The following is a 17,101-nucleotide window of genomic DNA, read 5'->3' on the forward strand; positions in this document are numbered from 1 at the left end:
TATGGTTTTTTACAACTTTTATTTCAAATTCGACATCACTTGTTTCTTGGTGAAGGTGCGCTCTTGTTTATTAGCTAAGGCCTTAATGCGCGCATCAAGGAGAATAGCGCGACCTTCGGCACTTCGGGTATAGACGAGGTCATACTTACCTAGGCTCTTTCGGATTTGCTCCACAAAGGCTTGGGCATCCTCTTTCCGTTTGTCAAAGAGGCTTGGTACAGCGAAATATTCTGTTTGATCGGATACCTTTTCCTGTGCTTTCAGGATATAGCGCTGATTTTCAATCGGTGCGAAGAATTCGATCATGGTTTGCGAGAAGAGTTCCTTCTCCCGCATGGTTCCGCCCTTCAAATAGATCAGCGTGTTGATGGCATCCTTTCTGTCTCGTACGACTTGGATGCGGGTTTCTTGGGTCTGGATCTGGCCAGAAAGGAGTAGGGCTTGGTGAATAGCCTGGCCGAAGACTTCTAACCGTTTATAAGGGCTCTTATAGAGATAGTAGCGCAGCCAAGCAAGGAGAGCGAGAACAGCTAAAACGAATAGAAGAATTAGAGACGCTTTATTCCCTCCGCCTCTATGTGAATAGTAAAAAAGGTTGGCGACAGAATCGGTCAAAGCTGCGGCCGTCAGCCAACGAGCTAGCTTTCTGGCGTCAAAAAATAGGGCCAGGGGCAGGAAGTGTTTATCCACTTGTACCTCGTTAGCAATCTCCATATTCTCCAGAATCGGCAGGGCTGATTTCCAGCCGTCTCGGAGTTCTTGACGATGGGTAGAGCGCTCTAAGGTCTCTTCATTGAGTTTTTGCAACTGTTTTTTGGTATAGCGGATATTGTCAAAGGCTAGACGTTCAATGCCAGATTCGATGAAGGGCCCCTTGTAATGGAGACCTAAAAATTGCTTCATCCGTCTTTCTAAGAGCTCCAGATCAGGACTGTATTCTTTCAACTGATCAGTGATGGCTTCGATCTCTTCCTTTTCAAGATCGGACTTTTCATACCATTTCTTTAGGGAAAGATTAATGGAGACCAGGTGCCAGATGTTACTAGTTTTGTCTGGATCCTCAGGCCACACTCGGATGGCACGGCCTCGCATTTGGTTGCTGAGCATAAAGCTGCCGACAAAGCTCGCTAGGATCAGGGAATTGACACAAGGAGCATCCCAGCCTTCTCCTAGAAGAGACTTGGTTCCAATAACAACCTGGATGAGGCCCTCTTGAAAGAGCTGGGTCACAGCTGTCACCAAATCATGTTGAGAACCGACCAAACGAACCTTGAGAAAGTCATCAGGAGATAATTGGCCAACACTTTGATAAGTCAGTCGATTCCCTCCTAACAGCTCCTCTAGTCTTGGCTTAGCAACCGTCGGGATGATGACGATGCTACCGGTTAAGACAGCGATGGCAGGAGGAGTTGCTTGCTCTAAGCTTTCCCTGCGAATAGATTCGAAATAAGAGAGCACTCCCAATTGAGTAAATTGGGCGTCCTTATCTCCTAGATGAACTTCAAAATCTTGACGAATATAGTCTGTTAATACCAGTTGTCGTAGTTGGCTTCCAAGAGCCTGGTATTCGGCCTTGAAAATCTCTCGGACGGCATTAAGTTTTCCGAGGGATTGGTTGAGTAGAAGGTCTTGTTTTTTGTTGCGGACCAGTTTGACTTGTTTTCGATCGATCAAGCTGGCTGCTTTTAATTCATGAAGCAGTTGCTTCTCGTATTCCTCAGGTAGATTGTACCAGTGAGGCACCTGAAAGAGCAGACCTTGCAGGAGAATTTCAAGCCAGTCCAGGGTGAAAGCAGGTAGTTTCTTGGCTCCTAAAAGGTCCTGGAAACGTTTGGGAAAGTCAATTCCCTTGCTTCGAAGAAAGATCAGGGTAGCAGAGAGATACTTGGGCTCATTGAGCAATTCATCATCGCTAATCTGACCCGATAAGGCCTGGCAGGTTTGGAGGTATTGGCAAAAGAGGGGATCGGAAGTCAGTTGTTGCAAGAGAGCATTCTTTTGTTGGCTAAAAGCGTCCAACTGCTCTTGCTCTTCCTTGGTTGGAAAGGCAAAGTAGACATAGTCTTGGTGGGGACAAAGGGTATCTTCCTTGACCAATTCGGGAACCGTAATTTCCTCATCGATCTCACCACACATGCGGATATAGCGATCCCAAAGGGCAGGATCCCCTTCATAGGGCGGGGTGGCGGTAAGGGAGATCATCTTTAAGTCTGGGAAGGCTTGACGAAAAGCTTCCAAACTCTTCCACCATTCATTGCGCAAGTGGTGACACTCATCCAAACAAAGGGTTCCGAGTGAGATGGCTTTGAAAGTAGTAAAGATATCAAAGCCTTTGAAATCAAATGTTTCAATCTCTGCCTGGTCATCGGTATCCTCAGCTTGTGATTGACCGACGACTTGGTTCATGGCGCTGTGTAGAGCCTGATAGGTAGCCACTGTAATCAGCTTAGGATGTTTGAGGTCCTGAGAAATCAGTTGCTCCGCTTGGCTTTCATCACTCAAGAATGCCTGGATAATCCGGTCGACCCATTGTTGACGAATGGTGACCGTTGGAGCCAAGATCAGGGTTGGCTGGCCGAAGCGTCTGATAAATTCGATTCCCAGGGTTGTTTTTCCAGAGCCAGGAGCTGCTACCAAATGCAGGTGGCCATCCGCCATAAAAGCGTCACTCTTATCGAGAACGCGTTTTTGATAGTGTCTCCATTGGCCTGTAAAGGCTAGTTCTTGTAACATTGGTTTCCTCCCTTGTACTGTCCCCATTATATCATAGCGGAGGACAAGAATCTCTTGGTAGAAGTTGAAGATTTCCGCTTTCTAATGAAAATAGCAAAGGGGAAATTTTGAGTGATAAAAAGCCCAATCAACGGATTAGGCTTTTCATGTTAGTCTTTCTTTGTTTTACGAGAGAGTCCAAAGGCAGCACCCATGCTAAGAAGACCAAGACCTAGAGTCGTCAAAGCAATTGAGTTTTTGCTTCCTGTATTTGGAAGACTTGCTTCTTTTTGAGGAAGAGCTGCAGGTGCGATATAGACTGCGGTTTTGGCAGGCTCGTTTTTAGCAGGTGTGAATACAGTCGGTTTCGCAGGGGTTAAAACAGCCGGTTTTTGAGGGGTAGGAGTCGGTGTTGCAGGCGTTTGGATGCTAGGAGTTTGTGGTTTTACTTTCGCCACACGATGAGTTTTTGAGATCAACTCATACTTGTCTGTTTGGACTTTGAAGACACGACCTTTTTGGACAGTTTCAACGACTTTATTGGCAAATTGAACGTTCAACAAGTTAGCAAAGTTTTTGTCGATATCTAGGTAGAGACCATTTGTTCCATTGACCAATGGATCAAAGTCTTTTTTTTCACGTGTTTCACCAACCACTGTCAAAGAGATACCAGCATCTTGAAGGGCTTTCAGTGTCGCTTCTTTGGTTGGTGTATCCTTTGTAAGATCAATGTCCTCGTCTGTAATCAAGAAAGCAAAGCGATGGTTGTTTGCCCCAGCCCCCCAGTTGTAGTCCCCTGAAGTAGCAATATGATGCAATGGAACAGTAGCATTTTCATAGTAGCCTTTAGTTTTAATGGTTTTCAAAGCAGAAATGAAACTTTCTGGATCACTTGTGAACTTAGATCCATTGAAATCATGGTATTTAACTTCACTAGCTCTTTCGTATTCAACCAATCCTAAACGAGCTTGAATATTTTTTGCCGATAGATTGCGAACGAAGGTCTCGACATTCTTCATCGTATCCCTGATGTGAGAATCCATTGAAGTTGATTTGTCGATGACAAAGACGATGTCGGATGTTCCTTGAACTTCTTTTTTATTGACGATATCGGCTTCTTTTGTAACTTCGACCACAGTTGTTTTATTGACTGTTTCAGTTGTTGTCTCAGTGTAGTCAGCTGTTTCTTTAGTGGATGTAGCTGTCTTGGTAGAAGAGACTGGTTTTGAAGTGCCAACAGGTGTGTCTTGATCTGCTAAGCTAGTCGTTTTGATGGTTGCTGTTGAGGTAGTGGTTGTATCTGCACCGTCTGTTTTAGCAGATGGGCCAGTTTTTTTAACGTCCACAGCGATAACATCCCCAGTTTTTGCTTTATCAACAGGAACAACTGGTGTATTGGCTTTGGCGTTGATTTCTTCGGTTGCAGCCGTGATAGGCGATTTTGCTGCTGTAGTAGCTGCAGGAGTAGCTTGGGTTGTTGCAGGTGCAACGTCATCAGCAGAAGCAATAGTCGTTCCTGTGAAGACAGTTCCTAAAACAACAGAAGCTAAAGTTAAAGTTTGTTTACGTGAAATAGTATATTTTTTCAAAATACGTCCCCTTTTTAATAAACTTTTTTCTATCATACAGGTTTTTGAAAAACTTGTCAACGGTATAATAATCAAGGGTTTTACCGGCTTTTATATCCCTAATTATTGATAAAAAGCTGAGTAAGAAAAACATACACAAAATAATTTAAATATACAAATTGAGCAAAAGAAAATAGGATTCCCACAAATTTGCAGGAATCCTTATTTTATCGGCATTTCTACTATATTTTTTAGTCGTAAAAAATACTAGCTAGTCACTTTATTTATGTTTCTAAATCAGGACAAAGAATGGAGGTTGTGATTAGCTTAGTAATTTTTCAAAGAATTGGATGACCTCCGGTTTGAGATTACTTTCCCTCGGTTCAACTAATGAAACGTAAAAGCTGATCCGTTCGTCTTCATCCATCGGAATGGCAATCAATTCCTCTTCATCATCTGTTAGTGCAAGATCTGCTAGTAAACTGATCCCCACTTGTTTACGAAGAAGTTGTTTTAGGAGCTGAATATCATCCGTCTGAAAGAAGGGCGTAGCCTCATGGTGATAGCGCTCATTCAACAGTTCAAAGGCTTTTAAATGAACAAAGTGCTCATCTGGAATGATAAAATCTTCATCGATGACGTCTGAAAATTGTAATACTTTTTTTGAGGCTAGTGGATGGTTGTGATGAAGGATATAGAAGAGATCTCGTTTGGCCATTTCTCTTACCTGGAAGCGATGATCTTTAATCGGTTCTAAACTCCCTAAAAAACTAGCATCTAGTTCTCCTTTGGAAAGTAATTCCAAAAGTTCGACAGACCCTTCTTGAACAGGATGGATACTTTGAAGAGCTGCAACATTACTGATAAAGGCGGGTTGTTTTCGGACAAGATAGTCAATGATGATTGGTGGGAAACCAATCGTATTGAATTGAGAGAGACTCCGGAGGATCTCTTTTTTAGCTCCTTGAATCTCAGGTAGGACCTTTTGAATATGTCGTAGCAAGATTTCTCCTTGGGGCGTTAATTTGAAAGTACGGTGAGAAGGATCGTGCGCGATTAATGGGCAGTGAAATTCCTTTTCTAGTCGTTTAATCGCATAGGAAACGGATGGTTGACTGATCCCGTGTTTTTGGGCAACCCCAGTAAAGGATTGCTGTTGACTAAGATCAAAAAAATAATAAAAGTCCTTAAGATTCATTGGGCTTCCTCTTCTAAATAGACAGACATGGATAAGCAAAAATTATCCGTGATAGCTAATTTGACTATATGATTTTTTGTTTGTTACAATCTGAGGTGAGTCAGAGGACAATTAAAGGCTATCTAAAAGATCTTCAAAAATCGTTAGGATCTTTTCCCTTTTTCCAACTGGAAGTTGTTTAATTTTCATGTTTACTCTCTTAAGTGAAAGGCTGTCAGTAGGATCTGAAGACGCTTCGAGTGAATCAAAATTGAAGAATTCTTCAGGCGTTAACTCAAGAGCAGAAATGACTTTTTCAAGACTGTGAATGGTCAGATTCACGTTTTGATTTTCCAATTGATTGATGTATTTTAATCCAAGATCTGCCCGTTCCGATAGCTCCTCTTGACTCATGTTTTGTTTTTTTCGCAAATATTTGACCTTTTGCGCTATATACCGTTGTAAATAATGTTTTGTTTTCATGTAACCAGAATACAAGTTTTAAATGACAAAAATAACACCTTAAACAAAACAAAGTATTTTATAACAAACATATTTTAGATTTATTATCTATGGTTTTTATAGGTATTGATCATCATAAGTGGAAAAAAGAGTACCTGAAAACAGTGGATCTTTTGATGAGAATAACCTTCTAAAAGGTGGAAAGGAACAGGCTTTTTTAAGAGATGACCGTGACTATCTAGGAAGTGATGGATAAACCTATTATTTTGTTATCTATTGAAATCGCATCATTTTCGGTTGTATCGCCTGAACTTTCATTGCCTGATTCATTCATATTGTATCATATATAGAACAAAGTGTCATTTAAAGAAAATAAGTGTTATAATAGAATAAAATAAATAAGGAGGTCACATGATGACTGCACATGATATTTTAAACAACCCTTTCCTTAACAAGGGAACTGCCTTTACCTTAGAGGAACGTCAGAAACTAGGTCTCATTGGCCTCCTGCCACCTTACGTTCAAACCATTGAAGAACAAGCAGCGCAAACTTATGCGCAAATGCAAACAAAGGTTAATGATTTGGAAAAACGTTTGTTCCTAATGGAAATTTTTAATACAAATCGTACTCTATTTTACTACCTATTTGCTCAACATTTGGAAGAGTTTAATCCCATTGTTTATGATCCAACTATTGCCGATACCATCGAAGGCTATAGCGATCTTTTTGTAGACCCACAATATGCGGCCTATCTTGACATCAATCACCCTGAAAATATCGAAGCGACTTTGAAAAATGCAGCGGGTGATCGTGAAATTCGTCTTATTGTTGTGACAGATGCAGAAGGTATTCTCGGTATTGGTGACTGGGGTACAAATGGTGTCGATATTTCTGTTGGGAAACTGATGGTCTATACTGGAGCTGCAGGAATTGATCCTTCAATGGTACTTCCTTTGGTCATTGACGCAGGTACCAATCGTGAAGAACTTCGTAACAATCCTAATTACTTGGGAAATCGCCACGAACGTGTGCGTGGTGATCGTTACTATGATTTTATCGATCAATTTGTCCAAACTGCAGAACGTCTTTTCCCTAAACTCTACCTTCACTGGGAAGATTTCGGTCGCTTAAATGCTGCCAACATCCTTGAAAAATATCGAAAACAAATCCCAACCTTTAACGATGATATCCAAGGAACTGGTATTGTAACCCTTGGTGGGATCTTTGGGGCATTGGATATTACAGGTGAAAAATTAACGGATCAAGTTTATCTCTGCTATGGTGGTGGGACTGCTGGTGCAGGGATTGCTTCTCGTGTCCTTCGTGAAATGGTTAGTGAAGGTCTGCCTGAAGAAGAAGCTTATAAACGCTTCTTTATGGTCGACAAACAAGGTCTCCTTTTTGATGATATGGATGACTTAACGCCGCAACAAAAACCATTTGCTAAGAAACGTTCTGATTTTGCCAATGCAGATCAGTTGACGGACCTTCTTGAAGTAGTGAAGACGGTTAAACCAACCATTCTTGTGGGAACTTCAACTCAGCCAAATACTTTCACAAAAGAAATTGTAGAAGCTATGTGTGAAAACACTGAACATCCTATCATTTTCCCATTGTCAAACCCAACCAAACTAGCTGAAGCAAGTGCCAAAGATTTGATCGAATGGTCAGACGGAAAAGCATTTGTTGCAACAGGAATTCCAGCTGGTACAGTTTCCTATAAAGGTGTGGACTACGTGATTGGTCAAGCGAATAACGCACTGATTTATCCAGGTCTTGGACTTGGTATGCTGGCTTCTGAAGCGAGTCTGTTGACGGATGAAATGATTGGAGCTGCCGCACATTCATTGAGTGGTATTGTCAATCCAGGCGAACCAGGAGCACCAGTCTTACCTCCATTCAAGTATGTAGCTGATGTGTCTATCAAAGTAGCAGAAGCAGTTGCTAAAAAAGCGCAAGAACAAGGTCTTGCGCGTGCTCAAGAAACAGATATGGCTAAAGCAGTTCGTAATTTAAAATGGTACCCAGAATATAAATAAGTAAATGGGAATGGGGTGTACGAGTGCGACTGGATGCCTCGTACACCTTTTCTTGTATATCCTGTTAGATAGAAAGGGAGACTATGGAAATCTTTTTAACTTCAATTCAGAGTATTGTGCCCATTATCGTCATCATCATTCTTGGTTATTTCTTGCAAGTCCGTGGTTGGTTTCAAGAGAGCTTCGGAAATGACTTATCTAAACTGATTATGAACGTGGCCATGCCTGTTGCAATTTTTACCTCTGTTCTTAAATATTTAACTTTAGATAAATTGATTAGCTTGTCTGGCGGTTTGCTCTATACGTTTATCGCCTTCATTCTTGGTTACCTAGCGGCCTTTATCGCAGTGAAAGTTTTTAAAGTGCGCCCAGGACGCCGAGGAACCATGATTAATACCTTTGTTAATGCCAATACCATATTTATTGGTTTGCCTTTAAATATCGCTTTGTTTGGAAATCAAGCCCTTCCTTACTTCTTGGTTTATTATATTACAAATACAGTATCTACTTGGACATTAGGTGTCTATCTGATGACTTCTGATAGTAAAGAAGGGGCTTCAAAACAGGCTCAAAAATTTAATTGGAAGAAGCTTTTCCCAGCTCCTTTATTAGGTTTTCTCGTAGCCCTCGTCTTTTTGGTGTTACGTATTCCTGTTCCAAGTTTTGCGGAAAATACCTTGACTTATATTGGTAGTTTAACAACGCCCTTATCTCTTGTCTATATCGGTATCGTCCTAGCTAAGGCAGGACTTAAGACAATTCGCTTTGATAAAGATACCATTATCACACTGGTTGGTCGTTTTATTCTTGCACCGGTCATCATGCTCTTGGTTCTGAAGTTCTTCTCTCCAAATATGGTGGCACCAGAATTTAGAACCTTTATGATTCAATCAGCAACACCAGCCTTGGCAGTTCTTCCTATCCTTGCCAATCAAGGTAAAGGCGATGTTGAGTTTTCAACGAATGTGGTCACTCTCAGCACAGTCTTATTTGTGATTGTGGTTCCAATTCTGCAGACATTGTTGGGATAGCATTTATATGAAAATGATGTAGTTTTAGTGCTATACATTCGTCAAAAAGGACGTCGGGTATTATACTCGACGTCCTTTTTAAACGGATGACTAGATCAACACATAGGTTTCAACCGCTTGCCCAGCCCCGTTTTCATTGTTGGTCTTTGTCACGACAGTCGCTTCCTCTTTCACTTCTTGAGGAGCGTTGCCCATAGCGACACCGATGCCTGCTTTTTTGAGCATAGGAAGGTCATTGAAGTTGTCCCCCATGGTGAGGACTTCTTCTAAGCTCAAGTGGTAGTGGTTGGCGAGTTCAACCAGAGCATCCTCTTTAGAGACGTGCTTAGCCGTGACTTCTAGGTAGTTGGCTTTGGAGAGATAAAAGGCGGTAGAAGGGAAGTCATCGGCAGAAATAGCACGATAGAGGGCTTGGATCTCTTCTGCATCTCCAATTAAGAGCAATTTGTGGAGGGGCTTTGTCATATCCAGCAAAGGATCCAATAGGGGAAGAATAAGAGGTTTTTCCCCTGTAATCCGGGCTTCCTCTCGGCTCCATTGGTCGAGATGATCGGTCATCCAGTCTTTTCCGCTATAGAGGTTGATCGAAACTTGAGGGAAGTGTTGGTTGGCCCAGTCGATAAACTGACGAGCTTCATTCTTGTCTAAGGGATGCTCAAACAGAACCTGCTCGCCTTTTTGAATCAAGGCCCCGTTGTAGCAGGCCATGGGGCAGTCTTCTATACCGAGTTCTTTGGCAATGGGTGCCATTCCTTTGGGGGAGCGAGCAGAGGCTAGCACGAAAGGGATCTCTTCACGCTTTAAATCTGGGATCAATGCTGCCAACTCTGGGTCAATCTGATGGTGGTCATTTAAGATGGTGCCATCGATATCGCTGATGATGAGACGAATGTGAGACATAAAGATTACCTCCTAATAGAGAATAGTGGTTTCGTTGCCGACTTGTTTAAGGATGTCAGGGCTTGGTTTTTGATCAGTAATCCAATAGTCAAATTGTTGGAGACGAGCGAGATAGTAGTTGGCATGTTGGTGGAACTTGGTACTTTCTGCCACCAGCACCTTGGTACGAGTCCGCTCAAAAACGAGAGACTTGACTGCAACGTCTTCAGCATCCTCAAAGGTGACTTCGCCATTGGCTAAGCTACTCGCTCCAAAAAAAGCGAGATCAAAGCGAAGATTGTCCAGTATTTGTGCTTGATTCGCGTCATAGTAGAAGCGGTTTTTAGGGTAGAATTTTCCTCCTAAAAGATGAAAGTCAACCTGGGAATGGCTACTGAGCTGGATGGTATTGTCAAGGGAATGCGAATAGACTGTGACTTCCTTATTAAGCAAGCCAGCAAGCAGGGTCATCGAGGTAGAAACGTCGAGAAAGATCACTTGGCCATCTTGGATCAATTGCAGGGCCTTTTGAGCCATAGCAGTCTTTTCCTTGTTGGCTTTCTGACTACGGTCTAGGTAAGAAGGGCCGGGTTCTTTGTTTAAGGGGAGGAGTCCACCATGGGTCCTGCGGACCAGCTGGCGCTGACTAAGGAGAGCGAAGTCTCGACGGATGGTATCTTTTGAGACCTTGAAATAGTCGACCATTTCTTTAGCCGATAGCTGTTTTCGCTCTTCTAAGAGTTCTAATATTTTTTCGAGTCGTTGTTCCTGATACATGAGCTCGCTCCTTGTTTCTGTTCTTGCCTATATTCTACATCATTTATTAAGTTAATGCAAGTGTTTTTAATTATTTTTAAGCATTTATGATCTTTTTCCTTGTAAAGCCTTATTCTGACGTTTGTTTTAAAGGGGAAATTCTGCTATAATATGTCAAAATAACGTGGAGGTTTCCTTATGGCCAGTGAATATGAAAAAATGATTGCGGGTGACTATTATAGACCTGCGGACCCTGAATTACGGGCTTTGGCAAAAGCCTCTCGGGAGAAACAAGAGGCCTTTAACCAAGAGGTGGATCCTAAAAAGGGGGCATCCATCATCAAAGAGTGGTTTGGATCAACCGGTGAAAACCTCTATCTCAATCGCCAGGTTCTTGTGGATTATGGGGGCAACATCCATATAGGAGAAAATTTCTATGCCAATTACAATTTGACCATGTTGGATATTTGTCCCATTACGATCGGAAAGAATGCCATGATTGGTCCCAATTGCCAATTTTTGACCCCCTTACACCCGCTGGATCCAGATGAGCGCAACTCGGGTCTTGAGTACGGAGCTCCGATTACGATAGGGGACAATTTCTGGGCAGGAGGAGGGGTCACCATCCTTCCTGGTGTCACGCTGGGTGATAATGTGGTCGCTGGCGCAGGAGCAGTGGTCACAAAATCCTTTGGAGACAATGTGGTCCTTGCAGGAAACCCAGCCCGTGTCATCAAAGAAATACCCGTCAAAAAGGAGAAACGATGATCCATAAACATGAAATTCCTATTTTAGAGTTTGATGACAACCCGCAGGCAGTCATTATGCCGACCCATGAGGGACTTGATCTGCACCTACCTGAAAAATGTGTGTATGCTTTCTTGGAGGATGAGATTGATCGCTTTGCCAAAACTGTTGGAGCTGAGCAAGTGGCTACCTTTGTTTCAGCTACCAAGGCTTATCCAGTCTATGTTCTGGAGCACCAAGGGGAGAAAGTCTGCTTGGCACAAGCGCCAGTTGGATCTGCACCTGCTGCCCAATTCATGGATTGGTTGATTGGCTATGGGGTGAGGAAAATCATTTCCTCAGGAAGCTGTGGCGTCTTGGTGGACATAGAAGAAAATGCCTTTTTGATCCCGACCAAGGCCTTGCGAGATGAGGGAGCCAGTTACCATTATGTAGCGCCTTCTCGTTATATCGAAGTGGACAGTCGTGCACTGACCGCCATTGAAACTGTCTTGAAAGGAAAAGATATTCCTTATCAAGAGGTCATGACCTGGTCGACGGACGGTTTTTATAGAGAAACACCTGACAAGGTGGCCTATCGCATTGAAGAAGGGTGTCGTGTTGTGGAGATGGAGTGTGCCTCACTTGCAGCAGTCGCCCAGCTTCGTGATGCAGTTTGGGGCTTGCTCCTATTTACCGCAGATTCTCTTGCAGACCTAGAAAATTATGACCAGCGTGACTGGGGGGCTGAAGCTTTTGAGAAGGCCCTAGAATTGTGCCTAGAGATGGTTCATCACTTGTAGGTCTTTTCACTTTTTATGATACAATGAAGCTATGTTAGTCAAATTATTTTTTAAACAATGGCAGGCCAAAATTAAAAGCCTGTCTCCGGCAAGGCGAATCTTTCTCAGCTTTGCCTTGGTTATCCTGGTGGGCTCGCTCTTATTGAGTCTGCCTTTTGTCCAGCAAGCGAGCTCAAAAGCAGGCTATATCGACCACCTCTTTACAGCGGTCTCCATGGTCTGTGTGACGGGGCTCTTTACCCAGTCGGTGGCTTCGACCTATAATGGTTTGGGGCAATTGATCTGTATGCTCTTGATCCAGATCGGAGGCCTAGGGATCTTGACCTTTATCGGTCTCTTCTTTATGGAAGGTCGTCAAAAGCTCAGCTACAAGGACCGACAGACCATCCGGGACAGCTTTAGCTTTAGCAATAACCAGAGCTTAGCCCGTTTTGTCCGCTCCATCTTCATTACCACCTTTACCATCGAAGGGGTGGGGGCCTTGCTCCTCATGACCCGCTTTATCCCTCGCTTTGGCTGGGGGCATGGGATCTTTAACTCCATCTTTGTTGCGGTCTCGGCCTTTTGTAATGCGGGCTTTGATAATTTTGGAGGCGATAGTATGATGAGCTTCCAGACCGATTGGTTGGTCAATCTGACCTTGTCTGCCCTTATTATTACTGGGGGCTTGGGCTTCATGGTCTGGTTTGACCTAGCCACCAAGGCCCGCAATCAATCAGGGCGGCGAACTCTTCGCTTCCATACCAAGGTGGTTCTCTGGTTAACGGCGGCGATCCTTCTCTTTGGGACAGTGACTAGTCTTATGACCGAGTTTAATAATCCAGCAACGATTGGGTCCCTTCCGTTAGGAGAGAAGATCTTGGTCAGCTTCTTCCAAACTGTCAGTATGCGGACGGCTGGTTTTGCCTCGTTGGATTATACAGCAGTCCGGCCAGTGACGCTCTTTATCTATCTCTTACAGATGTTCCTAGGTGGGGCACCAGGCGGGACAGCAGGGGGGATGAAGATCACCACCTTCTTGGTGCTGATTCTCTTAGCGCGCAAAGAGTTGCTCGGCTTGCCACATACCAACCTGGGTAAGCGCACCATCGCACCAGACTTGGTCCAACGCTCTTTGGGGACGGCAGTGATTTTCCAGTTGACTTTTCTCCTTGGACTCTTTGGCCTTTGTCTCGTGACTCCGGATGGTCAACGCTTTTTGTACCTGGTCTTTGAGGTAGTATCGGCTCTAGCGACAGTAGGCGTGACAGCCAATGTGACCTCGACCTTAAATGGAGCAGGGCTGGGGATCATCATGGTGCTTATGTTTATCGGTCGGATCGGCCCCTTGACCCTCATGGTCAGTTTGAACAATTACAAAGCTAAGAAGGCAGATGCCTTGCAATATGCTAAAGCAGACATCATTATCGGATAGGAGAAACTTATGGCAAATCGAACCATTGGAATTTTAGGATTAGGAATTTTTGGACAGAGTGTCCTGAAAACCCTGCAAGACCAGGATGTGGATATTGTTGCGATTGATGATCACGCAGATGTGATCAACCAATATGAATCCATGATTACGACTGGAATTGTTGGAGACATTACGGAGTTGGACCTCTTGGATGCAGCAGATATTGGGAACTGTGACACAGTCGTGATCGCGACGGGTGAAAACCTGGAGTCCAGTGTGCTGGCTGTCATGCACTGTAAGGCACTAGGTGTCGAGCACGTCATTGCCAAGGTCAAAAATGAAGTGACCAAAGAAATTCTGGAAAAGATTGGGGCTGATTTGGTCATCCTGCCAGAGGTAGAAGCAGGCATGTCCCTCGCCAAAATGGTTCTTTTCCAACACCGGATTGAAGTTTTCCAGTTGGATGAAGAAGTGGTAGTAGTCGAGTTTACGGTTCCATCCAGCTGGGTAGGAAAAAGTCTTCAGGACTTGGCTGTCAGAGAGGAGTACCATCTCAACATTATTGGTTATCGAGATGCGGAAGATCAACCGCTTCATATTCAGATTGCTCCCGACTTTATCTGGCCAGAAGGGGTGCGCGTGATGGCGGTGACAGACAACCAGTATCTGGATAGAATCCAAGACTTGTTAGACTAATCGTGTAATTGAGAGTGGGACAGAAATCGGTAATTCATTAGAATTCGATTTCGTCGTCCCACCTCCGCACAGTTGAGTAGGGCTGTAAAAGCTGATGAAATCAGCGTAGTAGAGTCCGCTCAACCACTGCGTCTTGCTCAACAATCCAAAAACAATTCTGAGGCTAGGACTTTTGTCCCAGCCTCAGAATGTTGATCACCTATTTTTTAACTGAAATAGGTGAAATGATTCTGCAGAAAAATGATTTTTAATTTTTACTCCGCAGACGCCCTCTGTATCTTAATTTAGTCATAGAACTTCCTGGATTGCTGAAATCATCCACTGGATAATTTCACCTAACGTCCGTCCTCAAGGTCGTCAAGAATCTCTTGCCATTTTTCCTCATGCATGCCTTGGCAGATATGTTTGGATCGAGTCTCATGTATCTCTTGATTCATTGGGGAAGTTGATCTTATAAAATTTTAGGAAAGGCTCTGTCAGGTGTTGACAGGCCTTTTTTTGAGTGCTATAGTAAAATCGTAAACGTTTACACAGTAAGGCGAAGTAGATAAAAAGAGGAGGAAAGACAAATGGCAGGATCAGTGATACAGGGAGAGAACTACCGAATCTCCGTATTAACGGAATCTTTGGTGCGCTTGGAATACTCAGAGGATGGTGTTTTTGAGGATGGTCAGACGCAAGTTGTGCAAAATCGTGATTTTGGACCTGTAGCCTGTGAGGTCGTAGAGACAGAAGAGGTCCTCGATCTTCATACGGAGCATCTCCACCTCCATTTTGAAAAGGGACCTTTTACACCGGATCGGCTTTTTATCGAGCTCAAGGGTCAGTATGCAGTCTATGGGAGCCGGTGGCACTATGGAGATCAGCCGGAGACCTTAAAGGGGACCAGTCGGACACTTGACGAGGTCGATGGGGCTATGGAGTTGCAAGATGGGATCTTGAGCAAGGCCGGTTATGCTCTTTTAGACGATTCCGCTTCCTACTTGTATGATGTCGAAAGCGGATTTAGAGCACGGCCATGTCCAGAAGTGGATCTGTATTTCTTCGGTTATGGGCGCGATTATCTAGGCGCCTTAAAAGATTTTTACCATCTGACAGGACAGCCACCCCTCTTGCCACGTTATGCTCTGGGAAACTGGTGGAGTCGGTATTGGCCTTATACCAGTCAGGAGTATACAGATTTGATGGATCGTTTCAAAGCAGAAGGGGTGCCTCTTGCAGTCAGTGTGATCGATATGGACTGGCACAAGACGGCGATTCCTGCTCGCTTTGGAAGTGGTTGGACGGGCTATAGTTGGAACCGGGATTTGATTCCCGATCCAGCTGCCTTCTTAAATGGCCTGCATGAGCGTGGTTTAAAGGTGACCTTAAATGTCCATCCGGCAGATGGAATTCGCGCCTTTGAAGATGCTTATCCCATGGTCGCAAAACGCTTGGGACTGGATGCTGAAAAAGAAGAAGCGGCTAGCTTTGACTTTTATAGTCCAGCCTTTCGCGAAGCTTATTTCGAAGATGTCCACCATCCTTTGGAAGATCAAGGAGTGGACTTTTGGTGGATTGATTGGCAGCAAGGTAGTCATGGCAAGATGGATCCCCTTTGGTTGTTAAATCACTATCATTATGTAGATAATTGCCGAAAAGGCCAAGCTGGTCTCATCTTATCACGATATGGGGGTCCCGGCAGCCATCGGTATCCGATTGGTTTTTCAGGGGACACTATTGTGACTTGGGAATCCCTAGCCTTTCAACCCTATTTTACTAGCACAGCTTCCAATATCGGCTACACCTGGTGGAGTCATGATATCGGTGGCCATATGCGGGGCTACTATGATGAAGACTTGGCTCTTCGTTGGTTGCAGTTTGGGGTTTTTAGCCCGATCAATCGTCTTCATAGTTCTTGTAATGCCTTTAACAGCAAGGAACCGTGGTTTTACTCGTCTGAGACCTGTCGCTTGATGAAGCAGTATTTGCGCCTGCGCCATAGCTTACTGCCTTATCTCTACACCATGAATGTGGCGACGCACGAAGAAGGCCTGCCTTTGGTTCAACCTCTCTATTACCATTACCCAAACGAAGAAGAGGCTTATGAGGCTAAAAATCAATATTTCTATGGCAGTGAACTCATGGTGGCCCCAATTACAGAGGCTCTGGATCCTGTCTATCATAGTGCTTCTGTGAGTGTTTGGTTCCCAGACGGAGTTTGGTATGATTTCTTCCATGATTGGAAGTACGAAGGAAAAGGCAAGCTTACAGTCTTTAGAGCTAGCCAGGATATTCCGGTCTTTGCGCGTGCAGGAGCCATCATCCCTATGGATGCACAACCGCAGACAGGGGTAGAGCTCCCAGAAATGCTGGACTGGCATCTTTTCCCAGGTGACAATCGTTCCTTCGTACTCGTTGAAGGAGAAGGAGATAACAGGGTTGAAACCCGCCTAACTGTCAATTGGGATGAAAGAAAGATTAAGCTGGATTTAACAGGTGATCGAACGCTGCTTCCTGAAAAGAGACAGCACCGGTTCTTCCTCCATACCTTAGAGACAACCCCTATCTTAGTGGACAATCACAGTCAGGAGATTGCGATGGGTGAGCTGCAATCGCGTCCTACTGCAAAAGAAGATCGGATGTTTGAGTTCTTGAAATCTGCCAACCTGGCCTACGATAGGAAGAATGAATTATTTGCGGCTTGTTCAACAGCCAAGGATTGGAAACAGTTGATGAAGATCATTACGCCTTTAGAGGAAGGTTTGCGTCAACGTCTCTTTGAAGTGATTTATTCCAGTGAAGAGAATGAAGACTTGTAAATTCTTGCAATTTTACCCCTATTTTTGTATGATGAAAGTGATTTCACAATCATAAAG

Annotated in this window: 13 protein-coding genes and 1 pseudogene; 8 read left to right on the top strand and 6 right to left on the bottom strand. The window is 43.9% G+C overall.

Annotated elements, in window-relative coordinates:
- Window positions 1–18: 18 nt before the first annotated feature.
- The 4 genes from PCY11_RS05145 to PCY11_RS05160 form a co-directional block, all read right to left on the bottom strand.
- Window positions 19–2,733, bottom strand: coding sequence for a DEAD/DEAH box helicase family protein (locus tag PCY11_RS05145; RefSeq protein ID WP_125826585.1), 2,715 nt, complete (start codon window positions 2,731–2,733; stop codon window positions 19–21).
- Window positions 2,734–2,882: 149 nt separating this feature from the next.
- On the bottom strand, window positions 2,883–4,301 hold the full coding sequence (locus PCY11_RS05150; protein ID WP_301362557.1) for a VWA domain-containing protein: 1,419 nt from the start codon (window positions 4,299–4,301) through the stop codon (window positions 2,883–2,885).
- Between the two features lie 301 nt (window positions 4,302–4,602).
- Window positions 4,603–5,478: a LysR family transcriptional regulator gene (locus PCY11_RS05155; protein WP_023919063.1), complete on the bottom strand. Its 876-nt coding sequence runs from the start codon at window positions 5,476–5,478 to the stop codon at window positions 4,603–4,605.
- Window positions 5,479–5,589: 111 nt separating this feature from the next.
- Window positions 5,590–5,940, bottom strand: a complete 351-nt coding sequence (locus PCY11_RS05160; RefSeq protein WP_023919061.1) for a helix-turn-helix domain-containing protein — start codon at window positions 5,938–5,940, stop codon at window positions 5,590–5,592.
- Window positions 5,941–6,333: 393 nt separating this feature from the next.
- Here PCY11_RS05160 and PCY11_RS05165 point away from each other — a divergent pair, with 393 nt between their 5' ends.
- Window positions 6,334–7,959 (top strand): malolactic enzyme, encoded by a 1,626-nt coding sequence (locus PCY11_RS05165; protein ID WP_125826664.1) that lies wholly within the window; start codon window positions 6,334–6,336, stop codon window positions 7,957–7,959.
- 83 nt (window positions 7,960–8,042) lie between these two features.
- Window positions 8,043–8,990 carry an AEC family transporter gene (locus PCY11_RS05170; protein ID WP_301362558.1) on the top strand — a complete coding sequence of 316 codons (948 nt, stop codon included), beginning with the start codon at window positions 8,043–8,045 and terminating at the stop codon, window positions 8,988–8,990.
- Window positions 8,991–9,080: 90 nt separating this feature from the next.
- On the opposite strand, the gene PCY11_RS05175 is transcribed toward PCY11_RS05170, so the two are convergent.
- Window positions 9,081–9,890 (bottom strand): Cof-type HAD-IIB family hydrolase, encoded by an 810-nt coding sequence (locus PCY11_RS05175; protein ID WP_301362559.1) that lies wholly within the window; start codon window positions 9,888–9,890, stop codon window positions 9,081–9,083.
- Between the two features lie 12 nt (window positions 9,891–9,902).
- Window positions 9,903–10,646, bottom strand: coding sequence for a DeoR/GlpR family DNA-binding transcription regulator (locus PCY11_RS05180; protein ID WP_070466517.1), 744 nt, complete (start codon window positions 10,644–10,646; stop codon window positions 9,903–9,905).
- A gap of 177 nt (window positions 10,647–10,823) precedes the next feature.
- Here PCY11_RS05180 and PCY11_RS05185 point away from each other — a divergent pair, with 177 nt between their 5' ends.
- From PCY11_RS05185 to PCY11_RS05210, 6 genes and pseudogenes are all read left to right on the top strand, one after another.
- The gene (locus PCY11_RS05185; protein ID WP_301362560.1) at window positions 10,824–11,393 is read left to right on the top strand and encodes a sugar O-acetyltransferase; all 570 of its coding nucleotides are present in this window, start codon (window positions 10,824–10,826) and stop codon (window positions 11,391–11,393) included.
- Window positions 11,390–12,154, top strand: coding sequence for a nucleoside phosphorylase (locus tag PCY11_RS05190; protein WP_301362561.1), 765 nt, complete (start codon window positions 11,390–11,392; stop codon window positions 12,152–12,154). Before PCY11_RS05185 ends, PCY11_RS05190 begins: the two co-directional genes overlap by 4 nt.
- 31 nt (window positions 12,155–12,185) lie before the next feature.
- A complete protein-coding gene (locus PCY11_RS05195) occupies window positions 12,186–13,568 on the top strand; it encodes a TrkH family potassium uptake protein (RefSeq protein ID WP_070449318.1) in 1,383 nt (460 codons plus the stop codon).
- 9 nt (window positions 13,569–13,577) lie between these two features.
- Window positions 13,578–14,243: a TrkA family potassium uptake protein gene (locus PCY11_RS05200; protein WP_023919047.1), complete on the top strand. Its 666-nt coding sequence runs from the start codon at window positions 13,578–13,580 to the stop codon at window positions 14,241–14,243.
- A 353-nt stretch (window positions 14,244–14,596) separates the two neighbouring features.
- A pseudogene (locus PCY11_RS05205) lies at window positions 14,597–14,692 on the top strand (CPBP family intramembrane glutamate endopeptidase); the annotation flags it as partial.
- A 120-nt stretch (window positions 14,693–14,812) separates the two neighbouring features.
- Complete coding sequence (locus PCY11_RS05210) at window positions 14,813–17,044, top strand: glycoside hydrolase family 31 protein (protein WP_070449316.1); 2,232 nt, start codon at window positions 14,813–14,815, stop codon at window positions 17,042–17,044.
- The last annotated feature ends 57 nt before the right edge of the window (window positions 17,045–17,101 follow it).

The sequence above is a fragment of the Streptococcus sp. SP8 genome (assembly GCF_030440045.1).
Lineage (GTDB): Bacteria > Bacillota > Bacilli > Lactobacillales > Streptococcaceae > Streptococcus > Streptococcus parasanguinis_I.